Origin of the sequence: Flavobacterium ustbae, from assembly GCF_003946915.1 — a bacterium.
Lineage (GTDB): Bacteria > Bacteroidota > Bacteroidia > Flavobacteriales > Flavobacteriaceae > Flavobacterium > Flavobacterium ustbae.
Window position 1 is genome coordinate 704,350 of the sequence record NZ_RPOC01000001.1, and the last position, 25,890, is coordinate 730,239.

The 25,890-nt window shown below is 33.1% G+C and carries 17 protein-coding genes; 6 read left to right on the forward strand and 11 right to left on the reverse strand.

The window, feature by feature from the left end:
• Positions 1 to 90: 90 nt before the first annotated feature.
• The 7 genes from sufD to EG814_RS03060 all read right to left on the reverse strand — a co-directional run bounded on the left by sufD (position 91) and on the right by EG814_RS03060 (position 5,340).
• Positions 91 to 1,407 (reverse strand): Fe-S cluster assembly protein SufD, encoded by a 1,317-nt coding sequence (sufD, locus tag EG814_RS03030; RefSeq protein ID WP_125718753.1) that lies wholly within the window; start codon positions 1,405 to 1,407, stop codon positions 91 to 93.
• 49 nt (positions 1,408 to 1,456) lie between these two features.
• Positions 1,457 to 1,846, reverse strand: coding sequence for a four helix bundle protein (locus tag EG814_RS03035; RefSeq protein ID WP_125718755.1), 390 nt, complete (start codon positions 1,844 to 1,846; stop codon positions 1,457 to 1,459).
• Between the two features lie 85 nt (positions 1,847 to 1,931).
• Positions 1,932 to 2,678, reverse strand: a complete 747-nt coding sequence (gene sufC, locus EG814_RS03040; RefSeq protein ID WP_008466070.1) for a Fe-S cluster assembly ATPase SufC — start codon at positions 2,676 to 2,678, stop codon at positions 1,932 to 1,934.
• A gap of 11 nt (positions 2,679 to 2,689) precedes the next feature.
• Entirely contained in the window at positions 2,690 to 3,178 is a 489-nt protein-coding gene (locus EG814_RS03045; protein ID WP_125718757.1) for a flavodoxin family protein, read from the reverse strand.
• A 35-nt stretch (positions 3,179 to 3,213) separates the two neighbouring features.
• Complete coding sequence (locus EG814_RS03050; protein ID WP_125718759.1) at positions 3,214 to 3,417, reverse strand: DUF2683 family protein; 204 nt, start codon at positions 3,415 to 3,417, stop codon at positions 3,214 to 3,216.
• 57 nt (positions 3,418 to 3,474) lie between these two features.
• Positions 3,475 to 4,923: a Fe-S cluster assembly protein SufB gene (sufB, locus tag EG814_RS03055; RefSeq protein ID WP_125718761.1), complete on the reverse strand. Its 1,449-nt coding sequence runs from the start codon at positions 4,921 to 4,923 to the stop codon at positions 3,475 to 3,477.
• Positions 4,924 to 5,010: 87 nt separating this feature from the next.
• A complete protein-coding gene (locus EG814_RS03060) occupies positions 5,011 to 5,340 on the reverse strand; it encodes a HesB/IscA family protein (RefSeq protein WP_125718763.1) in 330 nt (109 codons plus the stop codon).
• A gap of 341 nt (positions 5,341 to 5,681) precedes the next feature.
• Between EG814_RS03060 and EG814_RS03065 the strand changes: the two genes are divergently transcribed.
• A complete protein-coding gene (locus tag EG814_RS03065) occupies positions 5,682 to 6,602 on the forward strand; it encodes a hypothetical protein (protein ID WP_125718765.1) in 921 nt (306 codons plus the stop codon).
• A gap of 76 nt (positions 6,603 to 6,678) precedes the next feature.
• Positions 6,679 to 7,536 (forward strand): MBL fold metallo-hydrolase, encoded by an 858-nt coding sequence (locus EG814_RS03070; protein ID WP_125718767.1) that lies wholly within the window; start codon positions 6,679 to 6,681, stop codon positions 7,534 to 7,536.
• Positions 7,537 to 7,613: 77 nt separating this feature from the next.
• Here the strand turns inward: EG814_RS03070 and EG814_RS03075 are convergent, their stop codons facing one another.
• From EG814_RS03075 to EG814_RS03085, 3 genes are all read right to left on the reverse strand, one after another.
• Positions 7,614 to 9,461: a T9SS type A sorting domain-containing protein gene (locus EG814_RS03075; RefSeq protein ID WP_125718769.1), complete on the reverse strand. Its 1,848-nt coding sequence runs from the start codon at positions 9,459 to 9,461 to the stop codon at positions 7,614 to 7,616.
• Between the two features lie 142 nt (positions 9,462 to 9,603).
• On the reverse strand, positions 9,604 to 10,311 hold the full coding sequence (locus EG814_RS03080) for a glycoside hydrolase family 78 protein (RefSeq protein ID WP_125718771.1): 708 nt from the start codon (positions 10,309 to 10,311) through the stop codon (positions 9,604 to 9,606).
• Between the two features lie 2 nt (positions 10,312 to 10,313).
• Positions 10,314 to 16,361: a T9SS type A sorting domain-containing protein gene (locus tag EG814_RS03085; protein ID WP_125718773.1), complete on the reverse strand. Its 6,048-nt coding sequence runs from the start codon at positions 16,359 to 16,361 to the stop codon at positions 10,314 to 10,316.
• A gap of 296 nt (positions 16,362 to 16,657) precedes the next feature.
• On the opposite strand from EG814_RS03085, the gene EG814_RS03090 reads away from it, so the two are divergent.
• Complete coding sequence (locus EG814_RS03090) at positions 16,658 to 18,292, forward strand: S8 family peptidase (protein ID WP_125718776.1); 1,635 nt, start codon at positions 16,658 to 16,660, stop codon at positions 18,290 to 18,292.
• Between the two features lie 62 nt (positions 18,293 to 18,354).
• Entirely contained in the window at positions 18,355 to 20,235 is a 1,881-nt protein-coding gene (locus tag EG814_RS03095) for a M1 family metallopeptidase (RefSeq protein WP_125718778.1), read from the forward strand.
• Positions 20,236 to 20,469: 234 nt separating this feature from the next.
• On the opposite strand, the gene EG814_RS03100 is transcribed toward EG814_RS03095, so the two are convergent.
• Positions 20,470 to 21,408, reverse strand: a complete 939-nt coding sequence (locus EG814_RS03100) for an L-threonine 3-dehydrogenase (protein WP_125718780.1) — start codon at positions 21,406 to 21,408, stop codon at positions 20,470 to 20,472.
• 404 nt (positions 21,409 to 21,812) lie between these two features.
• Between EG814_RS03100 and EG814_RS03105 the strand changes: the two genes are divergently transcribed.
• Together EG814_RS03105 and mfd are read left to right on the forward strand one after the other, a co-directional pair.
• Entirely contained in the window at positions 21,813 to 22,421 is a 609-nt protein-coding gene (locus tag EG814_RS03105) for a hypothetical protein (RefSeq protein WP_125718782.1), read from the forward strand.
• On the forward strand, positions 22,414 to 25,779 hold the full coding sequence (gene mfd / locus EG814_RS03110; RefSeq protein WP_125718784.1) for a transcription-repair coupling factor: 3,366 nt from the start codon (positions 22,414 to 22,416) through the stop codon (positions 25,777 to 25,779). Before EG814_RS03105 ends, mfd begins: the two co-directional genes overlap by 8 nt.
• Positions 25,780 to 25,890 lie beyond the last annotated feature (111 nt).

Below are 25,890 nucleotides of genomic sequence, written 5' to 3' on the forward strand. Positions count from 1 at the left end.
TAAAGTGGTATATAGTTTTTTTTCATTAGTAATAAAAAAACCGATAAGCTTTAAAAGCTTATCGGTTTTTAATTTTATAAATAAGAAATATTACAAATCAAATCCTAAATTCACTCCCAATTTCATGGCAATGATTTTAGTAATTCTTTGTTTCAATTCTGGTATTTTGATGCTTTCGATAACGGCATTTGAGAATGCGTACATCAATAAAGCTTTAGCTTCTTTTTTCGGGATTCCGCGAGACTGCATGTAGAACATTGCAGTTTCATCAAGCTGTCCAACCGTACATCCGTGAGAACATTTTACGTCGTCAGCAAAAATCTCTAACTGAGGTTTTGCGTTGATTGTTGCTTTGTCACTCAATAAAATGTTGTTACTTTTTTGGAAAGCGTTTGTTTTCTGCGCTTCTTTTTCTACTAAAACTTTTCCGTTGAAAACTCCAGTCGAGCGATCAGAGAAAATTCCTTTATAATCTTGGAAACTTTCGCAGTTTGGCTGTGCGTGGTTTACCAAAGTATAATGGTCAACGTGTTGTTTGTCATTTAAGATCGAAATTCCGTTAAGCGTACTCGTCAATCTTTCACCAAAATGATAGAAGTTTAAGTTGTTACGCGTTAGATTTCCTCCAAATGAGAATGTATGAACAGAAGCATGGCTTTCCTGTTGTTGAGAAACGTAAGTATTGTCGATTAAATTGGCTTCGCTGTTGTCGTTTTGAATTTTGTAATAGTCAACAATCGCACGTTTTTGAGCGAAAATTTCCGTAACAGAATTCGTTAAAACCGGATTTTCATTCAAACTCTGGTGACGTTCAATAATTTGTACATGTGAATTTTCACCCACAATAACTAAATTTCTTGGCTGTACCATTAAAGCGGCTTCATTTCCTGTTGAGAAATACATAATCTCAATTGGCTTATCGGCGACTTTTTTCTTCGGAATATTGATAAACGCTCCCTCAATAGCAAAAGCGGTATTCAATGAAGTCAAACTGTCATCTTTGCTTGCTATTTGATTGAAATAGGTATCAATAACCATTTTATATTTTGGCTTGGTCAATGCCGAAGACATCAAACAAACATCGATTCCGTCATGCGTTGTAGAAGACAAATGCGAACTGAAAACACCATCAATAAAAACTAATTTATAAGTGTCAATTTCGTGTAAAAAGTATTTTTTTACCTGATTAAATTCGATTGCATTTTCCTGTTTTGGAAAAACCGTAAAGTCATTTTTTAAAACAGCGTTTAACGATGTGTATTTCCAAGCTTCCTCTTTTTTGGTTGGGAAACCTTTATTTTCAAAGTTTTTTATAGCATTTGTGCGGATGTCATGCAAATCTGAATGCACATCAACTCGCTCTTCAAAAGCCATAAAAGACGATACTAATTTTTCTTTTAAATCCATTGTTCTTTTGTTTCCTTCGGGGTTTCAGGTTTCAAGTTTCAAGTTTTTTTTACTGAAACTTATTCCCTTTGAAATCTTTTTTATTAAGATAAGTGATAAAGTTTTTTATTTTACCGCTTAAATTTTCATAATCCTTTTTTAAAGCTTCGAATTTTTCTTCTGAAATATATTCAAAATCAAAAACTCGATATAGCTGAGATCTTGTTTCTCCGGCTGAACCTTTTGCAATTGATAAAAATTGTCGAAATTCTAAATTTCCATCTCTTTCAAAACCTTCAGCAATATTATCCATTACTGAACCCGAAGAACTTTTTATTTGATTTTTAAATCTGAGATCTGATTTTAACTCTGTTTCAATTGAAATTATATGAATTTCTTTTGCTAATCTTCGAGCCTCTTTCCAAATTTCTAAATCTTCAAATCGTGTAATTGTTGCCATTTTTCTGTTTATTTAATTTTAAGTTTAAACCTACAAAATGTAATTCAACTTGAAACTAAAAAAACATGAAACCTGAAACAAAAATTTAGTTTTCTGCCTTAATCCAGTCGTATCCTTTTTCTTCAAGCTCGTAAGCCAATTCTTTTCCTCCAGATTTTACGATTCTTCCGTTGTAAAGAACGTGAACGAAATCTGGAACGATATAATCTAATAAACGTTGGTAGTGTGTAATAACGATAATTGCGTTTTTGTCGCTTTTAAGTTTGTTAACTCCATTAGCCACAATTCTTAAAGCATCGATATCAAGACCAGAATCTGTTTCGTCAAGAATAGCCAATTTTGGCTCTAACATTGCCATTTGGAAAATCTCGTTTCTTTTTTTCTCTCCTCCTGAAAATCCTTCGTTAAGAGAACGAGATAAAAATTTACGATCGATTTCTAACAATTCAGATTTCTCACGAATCACTTTTAGCATTTCGTTTGCTGGCATTTCTTCCTGTCCGTTTGCTTTACGAGTTTCGTTGATCGCAGTTTTCATAAAGTTAGTTACGCTAACTCCAGGAATTTCTACAGGATATTGAAACGAAAGGAAAACACCTTTATGTGCTCTTTCTTCTGGAGCTAGATCGGCAAGATCTTCTCCATCAAGGATAACTTCTCCGTCAGTAACTTCATAGTTTTCATTTCCTGCAATAACTGCAGAAAGTGTACTTTTTCCAGAACCGTTTGGTCCCATTATCGCGTGAACTTCTCCAGCTTTAACTTCTATATTAATTCCCTTAAGGATTTCTTTATCACCAATCGCGGCGTGAAGGTTTTTTATTGATAACATTGTTTTTTATTTTATATAAATGTCAATTCTATTTTTGTTGTTTGGTTTAGAACGTTTGCATTAAAATGCGCCTGTCCTAAATATTCCATGCCTAAATAATCGGCTGATTTTTTGAACGGGATATAAAAACTCTCTTCGGTTTCATCATCGTGTGAATTAGATATCACGCCGATTTTCTTTCCTCTGAGTTTTCGTCCGGTTTCTTTTTCAATTCGGATTAAATCCGAAATTCGGTCAAAGAAAACCTTCATAATCCCACTCATATTGTACCAATAAATTGGCGTTGCAAAAATTAAAGTGTCATACTTTTCGATAATTCCTCTTATTAAGGGCAAAAAATCATCGTCTATATTTTTGCTTTCGTAATCATAATAAGAGATATTATAATCGCTAAGATTAACTACATCTATATTTTGTTCTTTCGAAATTTCATCCACAATTTTTGTTGTGTTTCCATTTTTTCTGGAAGAACCTAAAATGATTACTGTTTTGTTTTTCATTAATACTTATTCGTAATGTCCTTTAATGAAAATTATTATTTCCACAAATTGTCTAAATCTTCTTTAGTCATTTTAATTCCTTTTCCCTCAGCAATGCTTTTTTCCGCATCAAGAATTTCTTTTACAAATTCTGGGTTATATGGCTTTTCTTGTTCTTCAATTTCAAATTTTAGACGTTTTGCCAAAGCTTTTAAAACAGGCAAGTCTTTCTTTTTTACATTTTTCAGTAGTAAATCCATATTGTCTATTTTTTAGCTCAAACCAGCAACTTGAAACTTTAAACTTGAAACAAATTTTTACCCTACAGAACCTTCCAAAGAAATCTCTAATAATTTCTGAGCTTCAACTGCAAATTCCATTGGCAATTTGTTCAATACATCTTTACTGAAACCGTTTACAATTAAGGCAATCGCTTTTTCAGTAGGGATACCTCTTTGGTTGCAATAGAAAACCTGATCTTCTCCAATTTTACTTGTAGTAGCTTCGTGCTCAATTTTTGCTGATGGATTTTTACTTTCGATATAAGGGAAAGTATGCGCACCGCAATTGTTCCCCATTAATAAGGAATCACATTGAGAAAAGTTTCTTGCATTTTCTGCTCTTGGAGAAATCTGCACTAAACCACGATAACTGTTTTGAGATTTTCCAGCCGAAATACCTTTAGAAATAATAGTCGATTTAGTATTTTTTCCTAAATGGATCATTTTTGTTCCAGTATCAGCTTGTTGGAAGTTATTAGTAACAGCAATTGAATAAAATTCTCCTACTGAATTATCTCCTTTAAGTACGCAAGAAGGATATTTCCAAGTTACAGCAGAACCTGTTTCAACCTGTGTCCAAGAAATTTTAGCGTTTGTTTCGCATAAACCTCTTTTGGTTACGAAGTTGTAAACTCCACCTTTTCCTTCCTTGTTTCCAGGGAACCAGTTTTGAACTGTTGAATATTTAATTTCAGCATCATCCAAAGCGATTAATTCAACTACAGCAGCGTGCAATTGATTCTCGTCACGGCTTGGCGCTGTACATCCTTCAAGGTAAGAAACGTAGCTTCCTTCATCGGCAATAACTAGAGTTCTTTCGAATTGTCCAGTTCCTGCCTGATTGATTCTAAAATATGTTGAAAGTTCCATCGGGCATTTTACGCCTTTTGGAATGTAGCAGAAACTTCCATCAGAGAAAACTGCTGAGTTTAGCGCCGCGTAGAAGTTATCTTTTTGAGGAACAACTGTACCTAAATATTTTTTTACTAATTCTGGATGTTCTTTAATAGCTTCAGAAATTGGACAGAAAATAATTCCTTTTTCTGCTAAAGTCTTCTTGAAAGTTGTAGCAACAGAAACAGAATCAACTACAATATCCATAGCGATATTGTTCATCTTTTTTTGTTCGTCTACAGAGATTCCCAATTTTTTGTACATTTCTAATAATTCTGGATCTACATCGTCCAAAGTTTTATTAGGATCTACTTGTTTTGGAGCAGAATAATATGAAATTGCCTGAAAATCTGGTTTTTCGTAATTAACGTTTGCCCATTCTGGTTCAATCATTTCTTTCCAAGCACGGAAAGCTTCAATACGCCAGTCGGTCATCCACTCTGGTTCTTCTTTTTTAAGAGAAATGGCTCTTACGATATCTTCGTTTAAGCCCACAGGAAATGTTTCAGATTCTATATTGGTATAAAATCCGTATTCGTATTCTTTAGTTTCCAGTTCGATTTTTAAATCGTCTTCGGTGTATTTGCTCATTATATTTTAATGTTGTCTTAGTTTTTTAAAGTCCAAAGTCTGAAAGTCAAATAGCAGTCTTTAAGACTTATGGCTTTCGGCTTTTGACTATAGTGAGAATGATTCTCCGCAACCGCAAGTTCTGCTTGCATTCGGGTTATTGAAAACAAACCCTTTTCCGTTTAATCCGCCAGAAAATTCTAAAATTGTTCCAGCTAGATATAGAAATGATTTTTTTTCAACGGCAATTTGGATGTCGTTATCAACGAATATTTTGTCGTCATCGCCCTTAGTTTTGTCAAACTTTAAATCGTAAGACAAACCAGAGCATCCGCCACTTTTTACACCTACTCTCACGTAGTCGTGTGTCGCGTCAAAACCATCATCTGTCATTAAGTCGATGATTTTCTTTTTGGCTGTATCAGAAACTTTTATCATTGTTTTATAGTATTTATCTTTTCAACATTCCTTTAATAATTATTAAAAAAGTAACAAAATTATTACATTTTAAAGTGCTGTATGTCAATGTAGAAATGAAATTGTCTGCAAAGATACGACTTAAAAACCTTTTTCCATAACGGTTCACATTATTATAACAAATGAGAAAATAGATATTAGTTATTTTGTTAAAATCTACTTTGAAAAAGCTGTAATTTCGTGCGACACGATTCTATAGAAATAAAAGTCGCAAATATCGGCTCTAAATGTTAAAAAACAAGTATTTCTACTGGTAAGAGTCGTTTTTTATTCAATATTTTTGCAAAAAATTATAACTAATTATGAAAAAGCAAAATGAAATTAAGTGGTTCAAGCCCTTGTTTGCATTAATTTTTGTTTTAGGAATAGGTGCTGTAGCTTTAGTTTTTAGTAATGAAAATGAAACAATTGAAAGTGAAGCTGAAAATAATAGTATAGTAAATACAATTTCGTCTGAAAGTAGAGAAATAACAGAACAAAAAAATATTTTAGATTCTTTAAATATACTTAAAGAAGCTTACGATAAGGCTATATTAGAAAAAACAGCTTTGTCGAAAGAATTGGAATTAGAACGAAGAAATGTAGAAAGTTTAATGGAAATCATTAAAGTTTCGGCAAATCCATCGGCCGATCAAATTCGGATTTATAGAAATCAGCTTTTTGGCCTGCAATATTCATTGGATAGTAAAGTGACGGAGATTAAAAAATTAAAATCTCAAAATAAAAATTTATTGACAGAAATTGAAAGTCAGAACGTTGTCATGTATCAGCAAAAAGCAGAAAATGATACTTTGATTTCTAAACAAAAGAAATTAGAATCGACCTTGAAAGATGCTTCAAGGCTTTATCTAAGCAATTTTAAAGCCATTGCACTTCGCGAAAAAAACTCAGGAGCAGAGTTGGAAACAACAAAGGCAAAGAATACCAAAAAGCTCAAAATTAGCTTTACGGTTAACGGAAATGCTGTTGCAAAAACGGGAAGAAGGGTTTTTTATGTTCAGGTTTTAGATCAGAAAAATACAGTTTTAGGAGACAATAGATTGATTGAATTTGGAAATGATAAAGCGCTGGTTTACAGTTTTATTGTTAGCGCCGATTTTCAGGGCAAATCTTTAAATGCTTATGGAATTCTAAATGCAGATCAGTTTAAAAAAGGAACTTATTTTGTAAATTATTTCGATAAACAGGAAATAATGGGAAGCACTTCAATTACATTAGAATAACCCGAAGTTTTTAACCTTTAATTGTAGCAAAAGGAGTTTGAATTTTCTAGCTTTGTTGTTTTAGAAAATCATTCACATGAAACTTTACCCAATAGAATCTGGAAATTTTAAGTTAGACGGAGGCGCTATGTTTGGCGTTGTTCCTAAGACAATTTGGAACAAAACTAATCCTGCCGATGCCAATAATCTTATTGATATTGCTGCGCGCTGTTTATTGATAGAAGACGGAAATCATCTTATTTTGATTGATACGGGGATGGGTAATAAGCAATCAGAAAAATTCTTTGGCTATTATTCGCTTTGGGGTTCTCATTCTTTAGATAAATCATTAGCAAAATATGGTTTTAGCCGAGATGATATCACAGACGTTTTTATGACGCATCTTCATTTTGACCATTGCGGCGGAAGTGTTCAGTGGAATTCGGATAAAACAGGTTATGAGCCAGCTTTTAAAAACGCTAAATTCTGGACCAACGAAAACCATTGGGAATGGGCAACAAAACCCAACCCAAGAGAAAAAGCTTCTTTTTTGTCTGAAAATATTCTGCCAATGCAAGAAAGCGGACAACTGAATTTTATTGAAAGACCTAACTCTGATTTTGGTTTTTCAAAAGAATTAGGTTTTGATATTTATTATGTTGACGGACATACGGAAAAGCAAATGATTCCGTACATTAAATATAAAGATAAAACCATTGTTTTTTGTGCTGATTTGTTGGCTACAGCTGGACATATTCCGCTTCCATATGTTATGGGATACGATACAAGGCCTTTGCTGACAATGCCTGAGAAATCTAAATTTTTGAATGCAGCGGCAGACCAGAATCATTATTTATTTCTAGAACACGATGCTCATAACCAAATAATAACAGTGGAGCACACAGAGAAAGGTGTTCGCTTAAAAGAGGTTTTTACCTGCGAAGAGATTCTTTAAAGGAATATATTCGACATTAAAAAAATCCCATTTTCGTACAATTGAAAATGGGATTTTTTGTGTTTAAAAGACAGTGATTATTCTACTATTATTTTTTTAGCAGAAGCAGCATCACCATTAATTAAATACACATAATAAATTCCTTTAGGCAAGCCAGATAAATTGATCGTATTATCTGTATTTGCACTATTTAAAGTAAAAGATTTTACTAATTGTCCTAAGGAATTATAAACTGTTGCTTTGTCTAAAGCAACATTATTGATGTTTATTTCTCCTTTTGTTGGGTTAGGATATAGGGCTGCTGTAGAAAATACGGAATCCTCAATACCTAGTGTACAAGTTGATGAGTAAGTTGCTGTTGCATCTTTTTTACTTGCCCACTTTGTATCAGAATAGGTCACATCATCGACCCTAATGCAAGTTAAGTTAGGGTTATTGATAAAAGTCGTGTAGAAAAGTTCAAAATTATTATTGTTTCCATTTTTTAAATTAAGAAGCTTTAAGTCATTATCATTACAAGTTATTTCGGTAATTTTTGAATTGGTAGAAATATCTAAATCAGTAATCTTATTAAAATGACAATTTAACATGTACAATTCTGGATTGTGCGATACATCAATTGTTGTCAATTCATTATAATGACACATCAATTGTTGCAATAAAATATTTTCGGAAACATCTAAACTGTTAATTTTATTTTGGTGACAAACTAAATAAAGTAATTTTTTATTGTCTGATACATTTAAAGTTTTCAGTTCGTTAATTCCACAATTTAAATCATCTAACTCTAGATTTTTATTAATGTTTAAGCTTGTCAATTTATTGCTTCCACACCATAAGTGTGTCAAAGCAAGATTTTTATCCACATTCAAGACCGTTAATAAATTTCCTCCACAGTTTATGCCCTGTAGTGCCAAATTGTTGTCGACATTTAAAAAAGGTAATTTGTTGGAGTTGACAACTAGTGAAGTTAACAATGTATTAGTGTCAATATTTAATCCCGTTAATACATTTGAAGAGCAATTTAAACTGGTCAAATTAATATTGTTAGAAATGTCTAAAGAGCTCAATTTATTTTTTTGGCAATCTAGTCGCTTCAATGCAGTATTTGCGCTTAAATCTATTGCTGTTAGCTGATTATTATCAAGATATAAATAGGCTAAATTTATATTTTTTGAAAGGTTGACATTAGTAATAGAATTTCGACTAGCAGATAAAATTTCTAAAGAGGTAAAATTTTCAATTCCTGTTAAATCTGAAATAGAACTTCTCTCAATATTCAAACTAGTTACAGATGCAATACTTGATGTCAATACTTGTCCGTCTGCAGTACCAGAATCGATACCTAATTCAATCAATTTGTTTTCGAAATTAATATCTGGAATTGAGGTGTATTGAGATCCAGTTTGAACAACCTCTGTTACAGAAATATTATCAACTAAAATTTCTGGAATTGGTGTTGATGTCCCTCTGGCCCAAATAATTACTCCAATATTTTTAGTAGTAGTTGCGACATAATCATATTCAATTTTTCTCCATTGAGAATTTGAAGTAATATTGTCAATGCTACTTGTAATTGGTGTCTGCCAAACATCAGAATCTATTAAGCCTAATTCGACAGATGTGATAGTGCCTGCAACCAATTTATGGTAACCGCTAACTTTATACGTTTTACCAGCTTCTACAGGAAAATAAACACTAGTAAACATATAATTTAAGCTACCGTTTGTTAGTTCTATTTTTGTGCTCGAATTTCCATTTTGAGAATCGGTATCCTGATAAATTAGACCACTAAAAAAACGTCCCCAGCCATTGGGTTGAGACGAAGATGACCAATTTTCAAAATCTCCGTTTGAGACCAAATTTGTCTGAGCGTAAAAAGAAAAATTTGCCATTACTAGCAATAAAAGTAGTTTTGATTTCATAGGCTAAAATTTGTAAATAGGGGTATGTCAATAACATTTTATAATAGTATTGTCTTTTTGCGAAAACCGTACTGAAATGAAAAATGATAAAAAAATCCCATTTCTATTGAAAGAAAATGGGATTTTTTGTGTTTTTAATAAGTTAATTTGTCTTGAATTTCCAAACCTGACCTACAGTTTCACCTCCGTTATTGTCTTTTACAACAATTCTCCAGAAGTACTGTGTAGTAGGCTGAAGCGCCACTTCAAATGATTTTGAGCTTGTACTCTCGCTTACTTTTTCTGTTGGCGGATTTGCAGTTCCAAAATAAACATCATAAGTAAGAGTATCGAACGTATCAACATCTGAAGCGTTCCACTCTAATTTTCCCGATGAACTGCTGATCAGAGCATTTATAGAAGGCGCAGTCAATTCTGGTGCAAAAGGCAAATGGTTCAATACAGCTTCACCCGTTGTATAAAACTTAAAAGCCGACGAATAAGCACTAGCCAGACCTTTAGAATCTATGGCTCTTACTCTCCAATAATAAGCAGTGTTTTTATCCAATGCTAAAGGGCTTGTAGTAAGAGATGAATTATCTAGCGTAACCATGATGTGGCTGAAAGCATTATCTTTTGCGACTTGAACCTGATAAACAATAGCGTCATTTTGTGCATCAGTCGAAGTATTCCACTGAAAAGAAACATTGTTGTCTAGGCATAATTTATTGTCTGCAGGAAGTGTTAATACAGGAACTGTAGGAGCGGTATTAGCTGCTGGAGGAGTAACTGGATCAGGATCGTCTCCACCTCCGCTACCGCAAGCTGCAAATACTAAACAGATTATTGATAAATATATAGAGTTTTTCATTTTTATTTTTTTATGATTTTAATGTATTCCGGAGTTTCCAAATAAATTTTAGCAGCATAAATTCCTGCTGGTAAATTTTCAAGATTTAAAAGAGCTCTACCGCTTTCTGTATTATAATTTCCTTTAGAAACCAATTGACCTCCAAAGTTGTATAATTCGATTGCAATCTCAGTTTTTACACTTGGAATTTCAATTTCGATAGTACCATAAGTAGGGTTTGGATAAGCTGCAAGTGTAGTTCCTAATTCATAAGAAGTCACTTTTTTAGCAAAAACACCTTCGCAGGCTTTTGCAGTTGCTACTTCTACCAATCCAGCTTTATCTAGTGATACTGAAAAATTCGTATCTGTTGTCTGAAATTGTTCTGTACCGTCTACAAATACCGTAAATGGAGCAGTTCCTTCGGTAATTTCAACATTTACATTCTTAGCACTTACAGCAGATTTTCCTGTAATGGTTGCACCTTTTTGAATGGTCACATTAAAGTTTTGTTCAAAAATCATTTCAGGAATAGTAATCTTAATTGTATAAACTCCTGGCGTTAATGCTGTAACTTTTAGACTGTTATTTGTAAAAGTGTAAGGTTTGTCATTTATCGTTGCAGTATAAGCAAATGGTGCTTTTCCAACAATGCTAATTTCTCCATTATTTTCGCCTAAACAAGATTCTCCTTTAGTTTCTACTGTAAAATTGTTAGCAGGCAAAACCAATTCGCCAGTACATTCTGTGTTATAAGTTGCAATAGCATCTTTTTTACCAGACCAATTTTGGTTGGCAAAATTCACATCGTCTACCTGAATACAGTATAGTTTTGGATTTGATACAAATGATAAATTCGTGATGTTCAATAAATCATTTTTTCCATTTTTAATATTCAGACTTGTTAGCTGATTATTGTATACATAGAAAAAGATTAAAGCTGGATTTTTTGAAACATCAACCGTTGTCAGTTTGTTGTCAGAAAGTGCTAATGTTGTTAACAAAGGATTTTTTGAAACATCTATCGCTGATAATTGATTAGTTCTCAAATCTAAACGATCTAAAACTGGGTTGCCTTCCGTATTTAAATTCTGAAGTTTATTTTTATAAGCCGATAAACTTACTAATGCAGCATTTTTAGAAAGGTCAATATTTGTTATTTCATTTTGGGTTATATCTAAACCAGACAACTTTACATTTGTAGATACATCTAAACTGGTTAGTTTATTATTAGTTATCGAAAGACTTTCTAAGTTGACATTTTTCGAGACGTTCAAACTTGTCAATTCATTGTAAGAAGCGTTTAAAGCAACTAAAGCCTCATTATAAGAAATATCCAAATTCGTCAGCTTATTGTTAGAAATAGTAAAAGTTTTTAGCGCTGTATTCTTAGAAACATCTATTGTAGTAAGCTGGTTATTGTATGTATGTAAAGTATTTAAAGCAGTATTATTAGATACATTAATGTTTGTTAAACTATTATACGAAAAATCTAAGAGAACCAAATTAGTATTTTTTGATACGTCTAACGTCGTTAATTTATTATTTGAACAAACTAAGTTCTTTAATTTTAAATTTTTCGAAATATCTAAATTGGTAACATTGTGATCGCTAAATCTTAAAGTTTCTAAAGATGTAAAATCTTCAATACCTGTAAGATCAGATACTTTGTTGCTATTGCCGGTAATTGTTAAATCGGTTATGTAAAAGATGCTGCTCGTTAAAACTTTTCCATTTTCACCGTCTGTATCAATACCACGTGCAATTAGGATTTTCTCAAAATTTGGATCTGGAATTAAAGTGAATTTTCCATTTATCGGACATGCTTCTGAAGAATATATTGCCTTTGCATCTTTTGCAATCCATTTCTCATTTGAGAATGCGGCATCGTCAACTTGAATACAAAGTAAGTTTGGATTTTCTGTAAAATTTCCAAAAATCACCCTTTCCATGTTAACATTGTTTCCATTCTTCAAGTTTAGGTTGTACAAATTATTAAATGCACAATCAATTTCTTTCAGTAATGTATTTCTAGAAATATCTAACGTTTCAAGCTTATTGATACTAGCACTTAAAACGGTAAGTTTGGTGTTTCTAGCAACATTTAACTCCGCGATAGCATTATTGCTGCAATTCAAATTACTTAGTTGTACTTGATTAAAAACGTCTAATGTTGTAAGAGCATTTTTGCTGCAATTTAAATTTATCAAGTTATTATCTGAAATATTTAAAGCTGTAAGGTTATTTGAACTACAGTTTAAGGCAGTTAATTTATAGTTGCCAGAAACATCTACAGCACCCAATTGATTTTTACTTACATCTAAGTCTGTCAACTGTTTGTTTTTCGCAACATTGATATTGGTCAATGTGTTATCCGCAGCATTTAATGAAGTCAATGCGATAAAATCTTGTAATCCTGTCAGGTCGCTAATATTGCTTTTTGATACATTTAAAGAAGTTACGGTATCAATACTATAGGTTGCCACTTTTCCGTTTGGACCATCTTTGTCAATTCCTAGTGCGATTAATTTATTTTCAAAATTAACATCAGGAATTAGCGTGTAAGGTTCTCCATTTGGACATGCTTGTGCTGAAAAATTGGTAGTAGCATCTTTAAATGTGCTCCATTTTTCATTTGCAAAAGCTACGTCATCAACTTCAATACAAGTTAAATACGGATTTCTTTTGAAATTTGAATAAGTGCTAGTCATTAGACTATTAGCGCCATTTTTTATATTCAAATTATATAATTTATTCATGCTGACATCTAATTGAATCAGTTTGTTATTCTTAGATAAATCTAAAGTTTTGATTTGATTGTCAGAACACTGGACACCTGTTAACAGCGGATTGTTTGAAAGGTCTAATGAAGTTAGCAAATTACTATAAATAGAGATAGCAGTTAATTTTGTATTTTGAGATAAATCGATTGTTTCCAGTTTATTCCCGCCTACATATATATGACTTAATAAAGTGTTTTTAGAAACTTCAAAAGATGTTACTTGGTTTTCTGAAATGTCAACAGAGCCTAATTTTTGGTTTTGAAAAATATCGAGAGCCGTTAATTTATTGTTTCTAATATTTAAGGCCCATAGTTCAGTGTTTTTTGATATATCTATACTAGTTAGTTGATTGTGATTAAGACTTAAAATCATTAGTTTAGTATTGTTTGATAAATCAATGCTTTTGATATTGTTATTATCTGCCCGAAGTGAAAGTAGGCTTCTAAAGTCTTGAATACCTGTAAGATCAGAAATTCTATTATTACTATCAGATAAAGTTAAATCTGATAAGCCTGAAATGTTTAAAGTACGCACTTTTCCATTCTCACCATCTGTGTCGATACCTTGAGCAATTAATATTCTTTCAAAACTTGGGTCAGGTATTAGTGTCTGCTGCTCGTTTAATGCACATGCTTGAGCTGAATAGCTTGCAGTTGCATCTTTTGCAATCCAGTTTGCTTCAGCAAATGCTGCATCATCAACCTCAATGCATACCAAGTTTGGATTTTCGGTGAAATTGCCAAAAATCATACGTTGCATATTCGCGTTATTCCCATTTTTCAAATTTAGATTGTGCAGATTATTAGATGCACAGTCTGCCTCTTTTAAAATGGTATTTTTAGAAAGATCTAAGCTTACTATATTATTAAAACTTAAGCTTATGTTGGTCAATTTTGTATTTCTTGATACGTTTAGATCAAAAAGGTTATTGTTGCTAGCATTAAGTTGTGCTAAATGTGTATTGTATTCAATATTTAATGCTGTCAAATTATTTTTAGAACAATCTAAAGAAGTTAACGAAGCAAAATCTTCAATTCCTTCTAAATCTTTAATGTTGCTGTTGGATACATCCAAAGATGTAAGCTCAATTATTTCAGAAGTTAAAACTTTTCCATTTTTACCATCTTTGTCAATTCCTAGTTGCATTAATGCCTCTTCAAAATTCGGATCGGGAATTGCTGTATAGGCCAATACAACATCACAAGCATTAGAATAACTTGCTTTCTCGTCTTTCAATCCCGACCAGTTTGCATTAGAATATTCAACATCATCAACTTCAATACAGCTTAATTTTGTTGATATGAATCCTCTGTAATTATTTGTGTTCGTTATAAAATTTTTATTATTACCATTTTTAACATTCAAATAAGTTAAGGAACTATTATATCCGCAAGTAAATCTTGTCAATAAAGTGTTTTTAGAAACATCTAATGATCTCAAGTCGTTTTGATCGGCGTTAAGATACGATAACTGTAAATTGTTAGAAAGATCTAAGAATTTCAGATCGTTACGCTCTACATCTAAACTTTGTAATGCAGGATTGTTTGTAAGATTCAAAGTTTTAATTTCGGTATCCTTACATTCAAGACTTTGTAATGCAGTGTTTTGCGAAACATTTATAACAGTTAAAGGATTGTCGCCACAGCTTAATGATTTTAATGCTGTATTTTTAGTAACATTTAGTTCAGTAATTGCATTCTCTGAAATAAATAATTTTTCAAGTGCCAAATTTCCGCTTACATCAATTTTAGTAAGCTTATTATTTGTCAAATCTAATGTTGTAAGATGTAAGTTATGCGATACATCAATTTCAGATAAATTATTAAACCTTGCAGCGAAAGAAGTCAGTTCAGGAAAAGAAGAAAGATCAATTTTGTCTATTTTTTTCTGTCCCCCTGCTGATGAAAATTCTAAATCTTTTAAGTTTACAAAAGATTCCAAACCTGTCAAATCGGTTATATTGCCCGTATTAATGTATAGGCGTTCCTTAGATAAAACATTAGATTTTAAAACTTTACCGTCTACTTCTCCGTCGATACTATTCGCAATTAAAGCTTTTTCAAATTCTGGATCTGGTATTAGGATATATTCAGGAGTCTGGCAAGTTAATGAGAAATTGATATTGCTGTCTTTAAATGAATCCCAGTTGGCATTAGCATATGCTATATCATCTACTAAAATACAGTACAAGCTCGGAGTAGCATTTAACCTTATATTTTGCATTAAGGTGTTTTGTCCATTTTGAAGATTTAAAGTTTCAAGCCTCATATTTTGATGAGAATGAATAGTAATCAAAGACTTATTTTTACTTACATCCAATGCTGTCAAAAGGTTGTTGTTTACATATAGATATTGTAGCTTAGTATTTGCAGAAACATCTAGACTGCTTAATTGATTTCCGCTAGCATATAAATTACTTAGTTCAGGAAGATTAGAAACATCTAAGCTAGTAATTTTGTTATCAGGACAATACAAATTTACAAGTTTAGTGTTTTTAGAAACATTCAAACTTGTTAGAGTATTATTTGCATCACATCTCAATATCGTTAATTCTAAATTGTTAGACACGTCTAATGTTGTCAATTTATTTGACATTGTATATAATTGAGTTAAAGAAACGAATCCTTCAATCCCAGTTAAATCAGTAATATTGCTACCCGTAACATCCAAAGATGTTAGCGTATTAATGTCACTTGTTTGTACTTGTCCATCAGGCAAACCAGAATCAATTCCTAGAGCAATCAATTTATTTTCGAAATTGATATCAGGAATTTTTGTGTATTGTTCTGTTCCTGCTTCATATACCTGAACATGGTCTATTAAAACGTTGAAAGCTGCACTATCAAAACTAAAAGTAGAAATCGACAAATCATAAGAAAGATCTGTATCTGGAGTAAATGTCGCTACTTTTTCAGTCCATGAATTATTGGTTGCAAAAGTACTTGAAGATAACGTAGTAGAACTACCGTTTTGCGAAATGTTTAATGAAATAGGATGGCTGCCATTAAAATTATTATCTACATACAGGTACTTAAATTTGATCGTATACGTAACGCCAGCCTTTAGCGGAACTTGTGTCGTAATTTTAGGAGAAGCACTTACATAGGCTAATTGTGCGCTAAAAGCTCCTTCAAACTCAGCAAGATGTCTCGATACACCGTTTTCAATACTCCAGTCTTGAAGTAGATATCCTCCCCAATTTTCAAACCCGCCATTTTTGACTAAATTGGTTTGTGCATAAATAGAAAAATTTGCCAGTAACAGCAATAAGAGTAGTTTTGCTTTCATAGAAAAAGTTTAGAATTAGGTCGCGCAAGTGTAAGTCAATTAAATGGATAATCCTTACGTGAAACCGTAAAAAATGTATTATTTGTTGATTTTTTTACAATTAAAAAGAATTGAAAGTATATTTTAGTTCTATCAACATCTTACCGACAATCATTTGATATATAAATGTTTGTAAATAGTTTACTTTTAAGTATTTTTCGTCAAAATTTCATAACACATTGTTAACAGTTAGTTTTTTGTAACAAAAAAGTATAATTTAGACCCATCTTTTAACTTTACTTAAATATTACAGATACATGAATCATATAAAATCCCTTAAATTATCTGCTTTTGCAATGCTTGTATTAGCAGGATGCAGTGCCACAGTTCAGGCGCAGGTTTCTACTTCAAAAGAGTTTATTACAGCTCCTGCGGCTGTTGTAAAAAAAGCTCCTCTTAGCGAAAATGAATTAAAAAGATGGAGTCATCTTGATTTAATAAAAGATTCAATTCCAGGAATGAGCGTTGATAAAGCCTATGCTGAATTATTGCAAGGGAAAAAAGGCGTAAAAGTAATCGTCGGAATTGTAGATTCTGGAGTTGATATCGAACATGAAGATCTTCAAGGAATGATCTGGACCAACCCTAAAGAAATTCCAGGAAACGGAATTGATGACGATAAAAACGGATATATTGATGATGTTCACGGATGGAATTTCCTTGGAGATGCCGTTCATGAAAATCTGGAAATGACTCGTATCGTGAAAAAAGCCGACGACGGTTCTGCCCAATACAAAGCTGCTTTGGCACAATATACAGAGAAATACGAAGAAGCGCTTCAAGATAAACAGCAAGCAGATTTTTTAATGGATGTTCATAACACCATAAAAAAAGAGCTTAATAAAGCAGATTATAAAATTGAAGATTTAAGTGCAATTACTTCTACAGATCCAAAAGTAGCAAGAAGTAAAGCGGTTATGACTCAGATTTTTACAAATGCTGGCCCAACTTTTAATCCAGAAGAAGAATTAAAAGAGTATAGCGATCAAGTTGAAGAGCAATTAAAATACAACTTAAATAAAGATTTTGACGGAAGAAAAATCGTAGGAGATAATCCAGACGATATTAAAAACAATCGCTATGGTAATAATGTTGTTTTTGGTCCAGATAAAGAAAAAGCACTTCACGGAACTCACGTAGCTGGAATTATTGCGCAAATTCGCGGAAATAATTTAGGTGGAGACGGAGTGGCAACAAATGTTGAAATTTTGACCGTTAGAGCCGTGCCAGATGGAGATGAGTATGATAAAGATATTGCATTAGCCATACGTTATGCTGTTGATAATGGAGCAAAAGTAATTAACGGAAGTTTTGGAAAAAGCTTTTCTCCTCAAAAAGACTGGGTTTACGATGCGATTAAATATGCCGCTAAAAAAGACGTTTTAATTGTTCATGCAGCCGGAAATGACGGTTACAATATTGACGAAACTAAAAACATTAATTATCCAAACGATTCTAAAGATAATGTAAAAGAATTTGCAGATAATTTAATTACAATTGGAGCGATTAATAAATCGTATGGAGAAACAGTTGTAGCTTCATTTTCAAACTTCGGAAAAATAAATGTAGACGTTTTTGCTCCAGGTGAAGAAATCTATGCTACAGTACCAAACAATAAATACAAATATCTGCAAGGAACATCAATGGCATCTCCAAATGCAGCAGGAGTTGCAGCATTGATTCGTTCGTATTATCCAAAATTAAAAGCAGCTCAGGTTAAAAAGATTTTAATGGATTCTGGAGTAGCGCTTCCTTCAACGGTTGTTTTAGGTAAAAGTGAAAATCCAGGAGAGAAACCAGCAGCTGTTTCTTCTGTAGAATCATCAAAAACAGCTAAGATGGTAAATGCTTACAACGCTTTATTAATGGCTGAAAAGATGTCAAAAAAATAATTTAAACAACGTATTAATCTATATGGAAGAGCTTAGTCTCTTCCATTTCTATTATAATAAAGATGCGAAAAATAATTTTACTTTCTTTTCTGAGTTTTGGTTTAAACTCAATATCTGCACAAAACGCTCCGTATTGGCAGCAGCACGCCGATTATAAAATGGAGGTATCGATGGATGTTAAAAACTATCAGTACAAAGGAAAACAAGAATTGGTTTACACCAATAATTCTCCTGATACTTTGAGAAAAGTATATTATCATTTATTTAATAATGCATTTCAACCGGGTAGTGAAATGGATGCCCGTCTTCATTTTATAAAAGATCCTGACGGAAGAATGGTAAACAAAGTAAAAGGTGCCGACGGAAAAGACGTAAAACAAAGCCGCATTGAAACTTTAAAACCAAATGAAATTGGATTTTTAAAAATAACAAACTTCAAACAAGATGGTGCTGTTGCTCGAACTAGAGTTTCTGGAACAATCTTAGAAGTGACTTTAGCAAAACCAATTCTGCCAAATTCTAAAACAACTTTTACATTAGATTTTGACGGACAAGTTCCAGTGCAAATTCGTCGTTCCGGAAGAAATAATTCTGAAGGTATAGAATTGTCAATGTCGCAATGGTATCCAAAATTGGCCGAATTTGATTTCGAAGGATGGCACGCAGATCCATATATCGCGAGAGAATTTCATGGAGTCTGGGGTAATTTTGATGTAAAAATTACAATTGATAAAGACTACACCATTGGTGGTTCTGGATATTTGCAAGACAAAAATGCTATCGGACATGGTTATCAAGATACTGGTGTAACAGTTACCTATCCTAAAAAAGCAAAAACATTAACTTGGCATTTTATTGCGCCAAATGTTCACGATTTTACTTGGGCAGCAGACAAAGAATATGCACATGATATTGTAAAAGGACCAAATGATGTCGATTTGCATTTTTTCTATAAAAACACTCCAAAAGTTGCTGAAAACTGGAAACAGTTAGAGCCTTTAATGATAAAAGTAATGGAATATTATAACCAAAGAGTTGGAGCGTATCCGTACAAGCAATATTCATTTATTCAAGGTGGAGACGGCGGAATGGAATATGCAATGTGTACTTTAATGCTAGGAAACGGAACTTTGGAAGGAATTCTTGGAACTGCAACACACGAATTAGGCCACTCATGGTTTCAGCATATTTTAGCTTCAAACGAATCTAAACATCCTTGGATGGATGAAGGTTTTACAACTTACATTGAAGACAGTGCTTTGAATGAATTAAAAGGAGATAAAAAAGAAGTAAATCCTTTTGTAGGGAATTATAAAGCGTATTATAGTTTGGTAAATTCTGGTAAAGAACAACCGCAGACAACGCATGGAGATCGTTACGACGAAAACCGTCCGTACAGCATTTCTTCTTATGTAAAAGGAAGTCTTTTTCTTTCTCAGTTAGAATATGTAATCGGAAAAGCTAATGTTGACGCTACTTTAAAAAGATATTTCAACGATTTTAAATTCAAACATCCAACGCCAAACGACATCAAAAGAACAGCAGAAAGAGTTTCTGGGGCTGAATTAGATTGGTATTTAACAGACTGGACTCAAACTTTAAACACAATCGATTACGGAATTAAAGACGTTACTGATAATTCAGGAAAAACAACAGTTTCTTTAGAAAGAATTGGTAGAATGCCAATGCCAATCGATTTAAAAGTGGACTATACAGACGGAACTTCAGAGACATTCTACATTCCATTAAGAATGATGAATTTCATTAAACCAAATCCAAACCCGAACGAAAAAAGAACAGTTTTGGAAGACTGGGCTTGGGCACAGCAAAACTATAGTTTTACTATTGATAAAGCCAAAACGGCAATCAAAAAAATCACCATAGATCCAAGCGGATTAATGGCTGATGTGAAACAGACAAATAATGTTTTTGAAGTGAAGTAATCTTCAAATAAAAAATAGAAAAGTCCCGATTAAATTTTAATCGGGACTTTTTGCTTTTAGAACAAATAGAAAATTCAATAGTCTCTAGCTTTAGCCGGAGTTAAACAATCAAACATGAAAAAGGCTTTAGCCAAACACTTTAAGTTTGGTTAAAGCCTCTCACTTTTACAATAAAAACCTCCAGCTAAAGCTGGAGGCAATTGAAAAATTTTATTAAAATCGAGCTTAATAGATTTAACTCAAATGCTCAATCATATCTTTTGTCATAGATTCTAGATCAAATTTATGATTCCAGTTCCAGTCTTCCCTTGCCGCGCGGTCGTCAATACTTGCAGGCCAACTGTCCGCAATTTTCTGACGGAAATCAGGATTATACGTAATTTCAAACTCCGGAATATGTTTTTTAATCTCAGCAGCAATTTCAGTTGGAGTAAAACTCATTGCAGCCAAATTATACGAAGAATGTATTTTAATCTCTTCAACCGGCGCTTTCATAATATTGATAGTAGCATCGATAGCATCATCCATATACATCATCGGCATTTTAGTTTCAGACGATAAAAAGCATTCGTATTTTTTATCGGCAATAGCTTTATAGAAAATATCCACAGCATAATCTGTAGTTCCACCGCCTGGAGGAGTAGACCAGCTTATTAAACCCGGATAACGAATACTGCGCACATCAACACCATAAATATTATGATAATATTCGCACCATCTTTCGCCGGCTTGTTTACTTATTCCGTAAACTGTTGAAGGCTCCATAATAGTATATTGCGGCGTGTTTTCTTTTGGGGTTGTTGGTCCGAAAACCGCAATACTTGAAGGCCAGAAAATCTTTTGGATTTTTTTTGCTTTAGCTAAATTTAAAACATGAAAAAGCGAATTCATATTCAAATCCCAAGCAAAAGCAGGATTTTTTTCAGCCGTTGCAGACAAAAGTGCCGCCATTAAATACACATCTGTAATTTTATGTACTTCGACCAAATGCTCAATTTGATTAAAATCTAAAGCATTGACCACTTCAAAAGGACCTGAGTTAACAACATCAGTATTCAGTTTTCGAATATCAGAAGCAATAACATTTTCTGTACCGTATATTTTGCGCAGCTTTTGAGTAAGCTCGGTTCCAATCTGACCGCAGGCACCAATGATCAATATTTTTGGATTCATTTTTTAATGATTTTTAGAAAGACAAATATAACGTTTTCGCAATTACGCTAGTTTTTTTGAATGGTAAATTATTAATTCATTAATAAAAAAGTTTTTTTGTTGGATTATTCTTGATTCAAACTTGTTTTTTGCCACAGATTAAAGGATTAGATTGATTTATAAAAAAAGTTATTTCCCGCAGATTTTGCAGATTCAGCAGATTTTTTATTTTGTGATCTGCCGAATCTCCAAAATCTACGAGAGCCTATTTATGTTATGCAATGCAAATATATTAGAAGCTTTTTATCGAATGAAAATCCTTTAAATCTGTGCAATCTGTGGCAAAAAACAACTTTTTATTAGCAAAAAACAGAATTCATATTTGTAAATTTACTTCGTAACTTTGCAGCCTAACATTTTAATAAATGAAATATAAAATATCTCTTTTTCTGCTTTTGACAGCCGTATTATTTTCATGCCAAAATGAAAATGAGAAACGTCTTGCCGAAAATGCAAAAGAAGCCAAAAAGAAAGAAGCTATTTTTAATAATATCAATAAAGGCTGGACTTTTCTAGACGAACCAATTAATGAAATTTCAGAATCACAATTAAATTCTTGGCAGGAATGGAGAGAATTTATGAAGGAAATTGACGGAAAACCTAGAAAGACAATTGGGGCGTTTCAGAAAAAATCGGCTGCGATTGCTAAGAAAGCAATGGCTTTGAACAATAATATTCCAGCTCAATTTAATCAGCCTCAGATAAAAAGCCGTATTTCTATTTTGATTACAAAAATTAAAATGCTGGATTTATTTATTCATTTAAGTAAAATTCCAGACGATAAAGTGGTTTTTTTAGTTCAGGAAATCAATAAAGAACTGATTTCTTTAGAAAGACAAATGGATAAAATTGTCGAAAAAGCCAAAATACCAAAAGAAGAAGGAGAAGCAGATTTCCTTAGAATGTTAGATACAGCCCGCGCGATTCCGAATTCGGCACCGCCAATAGATCCAAATATACCAAGAGTTGAGTAAAAACGCCTTATATACTACATACGATAATCTGCCAAAAGCACAGCAGATTGCAACTAGTTTACTGGAGGGAAATCAGGTAAAAATGAACATCAGCGGATTGTTAGGATCTGCTGTTTCATTTATTATACGTTCCGTTTTCAGGAAAACCGAACTGCCTTTTCTGATTGTTCTAGATAATAAAGAAGAAGCGGCTTATTATCTGAACGATCTCGAACAAATGATTGGCGAGCAGGATGTTTTGTTTTATCCCGCTTCATTTCGTCGTCCGTACCAAATTGACGAAACCGATAATGCCAATGTTTTGCTTCGCGCTGAGGTTTTAAACCGAATTAATTCCCGAAAAAAACCAGCCGTAATTGTTACCTATCCCGAAGCGCTTTTTGAAAAAGTGGTTACGAGAAGAGAACTCGATAAAAACACTTTAAAAGTGGCTTTGAACGATAAAATTTCGATTGATTTTATCAACGAAGTTTTGTTTGAATACGAATTTAAAAGAGTCGATTTTATTACAGAACCAGGAGAGTTTTCTGTCCGAGGCGGAATTGTCGATGTATTCTCTTTTTCAAACGATCATCCGTATCGAATTGAGTTTTTTGGAAACGAAGTAGACAGCATCAGAAGTTTTGATGTCGAAACACAATTATCGGTTGAAACGCATAAAAAAATTACGATTATCCCGAATGTGGAGAACAAACTTTTTCAGGAAAACCGCGAAAGTTTTTTAGATTATATTGCCGAAAAAACAGTTCTTTTTATTCAAAATACCGAAGGACTTTTTTCTCAATTAGACAAACAATTTGCAAGGGCAGAAGAAGCTTTTGAGAAACTTTCTAAAGAAATAAAACATGCCACACCAGAGCAATTATTCTTAAATCAGGCTTCATTTATAAAACGCTCTTTAGATTTTTCGGTTGTAGAGTTGGCTTCAAGACCAGTTTATAAAACAACTAAAAAAATCGAATTCCATATTCAGCCTCAGCCATCTTTCAACAAACAATTTGATTTATTGCTGAATAATTTGAGTGATAATCATTTTAATGGCTATAAAAATTATTTGTTTTGTTCGAATGAAACTCAGGCGAAACGTTTTCATGATATTTTTGAAAGTTTGGATGAAGCCAATTCAGAGAATATCCGCAAGCAATATCATACGATTGTATTGCCTTTGTATCAAGGATTTATTGACGAAGAAAACCAGATTACGGCCTATACCGATCACCAGATTTTTGAGCGTTATCATAAATTCAACATCAAAAACGGCTATTCTAAAAAACAGAATATTACTTTAAAAGAACTGACCGCACTTTCTGTAGGTGATTACGTTACGCATATCGATCACGGAATTGGAAAGTTTGGCGGTTTGCAGAAAATTCAGGTAGAAGGTAAAACGCAGGAAGCCATCAAACTGGTTTATGCTGATAATGATATTGTATATGTGAGTATTCACTCGCTTCATAAAATTTCGAAATACAACGGAAAAGACGGAACACCGCCAAAAATATACAAATTAGGTTCGAACGCTTGGAAGATTTTAAAACAGAAAACCAAAGCGCGCGTTAAACATATTGCGTTCAATTTGATTCAGTTGTATGCAAAACGCCGTTTGGAAAAAGGGTTTCAGTTTGCGCCAGACAGTTATTTGCAGAACGAATTGGAAAGTTCGTTTATTTATGAAGATACACCGGACCAAACTAAATCGACAGCAGAAGTAAAAGCCGATATGGAAAGCGATCGCCCAATGGATCGTTTGGTTTGCGGTGATGTTGGTTTCGGAAAAACCGAAGTTGCGATTCGTGCGGCATTTAAAGCTGTTGATAACAGTAAACAGGTTGCGGTTTTGGTTCCGACCACTATTTTGGCGTATCAGCATTTTAGAACTTTCTCAGAACGTTTAAAAGATATGCCGGTAACAATTGGTTACTTAAACCGATTTAGAACGGCGAAACAAAAAACACAAACGCTAAAAGATTTAGCTGAAGGAAAACTGGATATTGTCATCGGGACACATCAATTGGTAAACAAAAATGTGGTTTTTAAGGATCTTGGTTTATTGATTGTGGATGAAGAACAAAAGTTTGGTGTAAACGTAAAGGATAAACTCAAAACCATTGCGGCAAATGTTGATACGCTGACTTTGACCGCAACCCCAATTCCGAGAACTTTACAGTTTTCTTTAATGGCAGCGCGAGATTTATCGGTAATTACGACGCCTCCGCCCAATCGTTATCCGATTGAAACGAATGTGGTTGGCTTTAATGAAGAAATTATCCGCGACGCGATTTCATATGAAATTCAAAGAAACGGACAGGTTTTCTTCATCAATAACCGAATTGAAAATATCAAAGAAGTGGCAGGAATGATTCAGCGTTTGGTTCCAAATGCCAGAGTCGGAATTGGTCACGGACAAATGGACGGAGCAAAACTCGAAGAATTGATGTTAGGTTTCATGAACGGAGATTTTGATGTTTTGGTGGCAACCACGATTATCGAAAGTGGATTGGACGTTCCGAATGCCAACACGATTTTCATTAATAACGCGAATAATTTCGGATTATCCGATTTGCATCAAATGCGCGGTCGCGTTGGGCGAAGCAATAAAAAAGCATTCTGTTATTTCATTTGTCCACCATATTCATCAATGACCGAAGATGCCAGAAAACGTATTCAGGCTTTAGAACAATTCAGCGAGTTGGGAAGCGGTTTCAACATTGCGATGAAAGATTTGGAGATTCGTGGTGCAGGAGATTTATTAGGAGGCGAACAAAGCGGTTTTATTAATGAAATAGGTTTTGATACGTACCAAAAAATCATGAATGAAGCCATCGAAGAATTAAAGGAAAACGAATTCAAAGATTTATATCCTGAAGAAAATGATATTGATACCAAAGAATATGTAAAAGACATTCAGATCGATGCTGATTTCGAATTGTTATTCCCAGACGAATATATCAATAACGTGTCAGAACGTTTGGTTTTATATAACGAATTGGGCGCTATAAAAGATGAAGCGGAATTACAGCAATATGAGAAAAAATTAATTGACCGTTTTGGGCCTTTACCAAAACAAGCAACAGCTTTACTAAACAGCATCAGAATAAAATGGATTGCCACAAAAGTTGGAATCGAAAAATTAGTCTTGAAACAAGGCAAAATGATCGGTTATTTTATCTCAGATCAACAATCAGATTATTATCAATCTTCTAAATTCAGAAATGTTTTAAACTTTGTTCAAAAACATAGTAATCTTTGCAAAATGAAAGAAAAACAAACGGTAAACGGACTTCGTTTGTTATTGACTTTTGATAATGTGAAATCTATTAAGCGTGCGCTGGAGTTGATGGAGTTGTTTGAGGAGTAAACTTGGATTTTTTAATTGATTAAAAAAGCTTTCGATAAAATCGAAAGCTTTTTTTTTAGTTTTTTTTGAAAAATCCCTAAATCTTGGTATTGCTAATTAAAAACGCTTGCT